The following is a 3,516-nucleotide window of genomic DNA, read 5'->3' on the forward strand; positions in this document are numbered from 1 at the left end:
GCCTTGACCCCCTGCTCGGCGAACAGCGCCATCGCGGCGTCGCGGATGCGGGCGCGGGTCGTCAGATCCTCTTCAGATATTGGCCGCAGCCGCAGCGCGGGCGCGAGATCAACGATCTCCAGGCAAAAGCGATCAACATCAGCACGCAGGAACGCCACACCCTCAGAATCCGCCATCGGGCAAGACTGGCCTGGTCAGACCTACGGTGTCAACGGATGTGACACTAAGCCCGGTTCGCTGTTCCGCTCCTACTGGCAGGCCCTGTTGCGGTGCGACCAGGCGTAGGTAGTGCTCGATCGCGGCGGTGACGCGCTCGAAATCGCCGGTGGCGAGGAGATCGAGCAGCGCGCCACGCAGGACGGCCAGGGCCAGGGTGCGTTCGGCCGTGGCTGTCGCCGCGTTGGGATCCTGGGGCTGGACCTCGGTCAGCAGAGCGAGCCAGTCCTCGACCGTCTGCCGGGCGAAGTGCGCCCAGGGGCCGTCCGGCTCGATCAAGGAGCGCGCGTACGCCTCAACCCAGAGCTTCAGCAACGGCCGCGTCGGCTCTCCGGACAACCATTGCCAGGTGAGGCGTACCGCGGTGGCTAGGTCCCTGCCAACGCCTTGGTCCTTGGCTCGGGTTCGGGCGAGGAAGTCCAGCTCGTCGTTGCGCGCTCGGGCAAGCAGGGCTTTGATCAGTCCGTCTTTCGACCCGAAGAGGAACAGCAGGACGCGAGGGCTGGAGCCGATGGCGGCCGCCAGCGGCCGCAGGGACAGCCCCGACAGCCCTTGGTCCAGGGCATAGCGATAGGCCCGTTCGAGGAGTTCTTCTTCGCGGGCCGAGGCGGGTCGCGCTGTCTGGCTCATGAGGCTACTCTGGCACTGAAACGACTGTTTCAGTGATCGAGGGATAAGAATTTCCCGCCACATGGAGGTGTCATGGGAGACCGGTCGATGGAGACGTTGGCTATTCGCCGCCTGGGTCGGCCGGGTGACCTCGGCTGGGTGGTGATGGCCCACGGCGAGATCTACGCAGCCGAGTTCGGGTGGAACGCCGACTTCGAGGCGCTCGTTGCGCGCATCGTCGCCGACTACGCGAGCGACAACGACGTGGCTCGCGAGGCCGCCTGGATTGCCGAACTCGACGGCCGCCGTGTCGGCTGCGTGTTCTGCGTCGCCGCCGATCAGACGACGGCGCAACTGCGCATCCTGCTGGTCGACCCTACGGCGCGTGGCCACCGACTCGGCGCCAGGCTGGTGGACGAGTGCATAGCCTTCGCCCGCCGAGCCCGCTACGAACGCATGAAGCTCTGGACCAACCATCCGCTCGTCGCCGCCAGCCACATCTATCGTTCCCGCGGTTTCCGTCTGGTCGAAGAGGAAGCGCACCACAGCTTCGGCATGGACCTCATCGGCCAGGTCTACGCGCTGGACCTGCGCGCTACGGTCTCCACGGCCGACAGCACGACCGCGGAGCGTGCCCGATGACCTCAACCATCAGCCTCGACCACTTCGCCGAGACCCTGGCCTCATCCGGTCACGCCCCCGAGCACGACTGGCGACCCTACCTGGTGCGACTGGCCGTCGGCGAGCACCCCCGGTTCAGCGCACTGTGCCAGCAACATGGCATCACGCTCCTGGACACCATCGACCGCCAGCTCGACGAACTGGCCTCGCTGCGGCCACCTGCGGGCGAACGGTCACGACCGGCCATGCCAGCCGACCTGGCCGCGTACGGATGCTGGGCCTATCTCCCCTGGACGGCGCAGGTCGCACACCTGCTTCCCCCCGCCGAATATCTCCGGGTCGTAACCGACCGGAACCGCAACAAGATCACTCGCGCCGAACAACAGCTCCTGCGCACCAAACGCGTCGGCGTGCTCGGCCTCTCGGTCGGCGCGGAGGCGGCGATCGTGATCGCCCAGGAACATCTGTGCGGACACCTCGTGCTGGCCGACTTCGACCGTCTGGAGCTGTCCAACCTCAACCGGCTCGGCGCCAGCCATGCCGACATTGGCCGGCCCAAGACACGCATCGCCGCCCGCCGCATCGCCGCGATCGACCCGTACCTCCAGGTCACTCTCCTGGAGGAGGAGATCAACCAGGACAACGTCGAGGACTTCCTCTACGGCCTCGACCTTCTGGTGGAGGAGTGCGACAGCGCCGCAACCAAGTACGACACGCGCACCGCCGCCCGCCGGCTCGGCCTGAACGTCGTCTACGCCGCCGACGAGCGCGGCTTCCTCAGCGTCGAGCCCTACGCCACCCACCCCGAACTTTCCCCGTTCCACGGAATAGTCAGCCCCGACCTCGCTCACTCGGCCGACCGCTTCACCGCCCTGGTCGAATGGCTGGGCGGCCTATCGGCCCTGTCCGTACGCTCGCAAGAGTCGGTCGGTCTCATCGGAACCGACCTGTCCGGATACCCCCAGCTCGCTGGTGAAGCCCGCTATGCCGCTGGCCAGATCGCCCACGTCGCCCGCCGCCTCCTCCTGGGCGAACAAATATCACCCTTCCACGGCCACCTGGATCTGGCAGCAGCCATCACCTGATCGCCCACAAGTCGGACATCAGGCGCTGGGGCGCCACCACCCACCAACAGCACCACTTATCAAGGGAAACGCATTATGTTCCTGGCCTACTGCGGCGAGTGCGAAGAGCGCTTTCTGCTGCCCGCCAAGCACGTCATTGGCGTTCACAACCTCGAGATCGGCGTCATTGCCGTCGAGTTGACCTGCTACGAAGGTCATCACATCCTGGTGATCAGCGGGAACGACATAGACATCCCCGGACCCGCTACCGTCTGAGCCGCTGGTTTGGTGACCAGGCGACGGAAAGCTCACCGCCAAGCCTCTCCCCGAAGGGCGACGTCGAAGGGCCATAACCTTCATCTTCCACGCAGCAGCACAATCGATTGAGGTCCCTACTTACATCGCATCCTCTTTCTCTTGCACGCGTGGCACACAGATGATGCGGGTCTTGTCTGGATGCAACTCCAGCCCGACCTGCGCCAGACGCCTTGCAATCGCGTCTCGCACATATTCGGCCTGCCGGCGGCTGCCGCAGTGCACCACCGCGTCATTGCATTATGCCGAGGTCCGGGTTATGCCGCCCCGGTCGGCGGTTGCCGCTGAAGGTGGTGGGGATTGCGAGCGCCATGAGGAGGAACCCGGTCATGCCGAGTAGGACCAGGATCCGGCGGGCGGGCCGTGTCGGCGGGACAGAGCTGAGCAGCCAGACGTAGTCGGAGTACACCCACCACATCACGCCGAACACCAGCATCACCTGCAGCGCGCTCTCGCCGATCCTCACCGTCCAGTGGCCGGGCTGAAGCGCGTCCAAGCCGACGACCAGCAGGGCGGTCTGCTGGGTGACGGTGAAGACGGAGAAAGGTCGAAGAACACCTCCAGGGTGGAGATGCGCAGGCCGGGCCGGGCTCGGGGGGCCGCTCGGTGAACCAGGCTGGGAGCCGCATGGTGGAGAGACCTTTCCAGGGGAGGCGTCGGGAGGCCGGGCCCGCCGGTGCGCGCACACCGG

5 protein-coding genes are annotated in these 3,516 nt (G+C 66.4%); 3 read left to right on the forward strand and 2 right to left on the reverse strand.

Annotation, left to right across the window (positions count from 1 at the left end; genetic code table 11):
- Positions 1-162: 162 nt before the first annotated feature.
- Complete coding sequence (locus AB0J09_RS59670; protein ID WP_360712472.1) at positions 163-846, reverse strand: TetR family transcriptional regulator; 684 nt, start codon at positions 844-846, stop codon at positions 163-165.
- A gap of 72 nt (positions 847-918) precedes the next feature.
- On the opposite strand from AB0J09_RS59670, the gene AB0J09_RS59675 reads away from it, so the two are divergent.
- From AB0J09_RS59675 to AB0J09_RS59685, 3 genes are all read left to right on the forward strand, one after another.
- Positions 919-1,467 (forward strand): GNAT family N-acetyltransferase, encoded by a 549-nt coding sequence (locus tag AB0J09_RS59675; protein WP_360712473.1) that lies wholly within the window; start codon positions 919-921, stop codon positions 1,465-1,467.
- The gene (locus AB0J09_RS59680; RefSeq protein WP_360712475.1) at positions 1,464-2,531 is read left to right on the forward strand and encodes a ThiF family adenylyltransferase; all 1,068 of its coding nucleotides are present in this window, start codon (positions 1,464-1,466) and stop codon (positions 2,529-2,531) included. The genes AB0J09_RS59675 and AB0J09_RS59680 overlap by 4 nt, the downstream gene beginning before the upstream one ends.
- Positions 2,532-2,606: 75 nt before the next feature.
- Positions 2,607-2,786 (forward strand): hypothetical protein, encoded by a 180-nt coding sequence (locus tag AB0J09_RS59685; protein ID WP_360712478.1) that lies wholly within the window; start codon positions 2,607-2,609, stop codon positions 2,784-2,786.
- 271 nt (positions 2,787-3,057) lie between these two features.
- Here AB0J09_RS59685 and AB0J09_RS59690 read toward each other — a convergent pair.
- Positions 3,058-3,516, reverse strand: a 459-nt coding sequence (locus tag AB0J09_RS59690; RefSeq protein WP_360712480.1) for a low temperature requirement protein A, incomplete at its 5' end; no start/stop codon positions are given.

Origin of the sequence: Nonomuraea sp. NPDC049784, from assembly GCF_040659615.1 — a bacterium.
Classification (GTDB): Bacteria; Actinomycetota; Actinomycetes; order Streptosporangiales; family Streptosporangiaceae; genus Nonomuraea.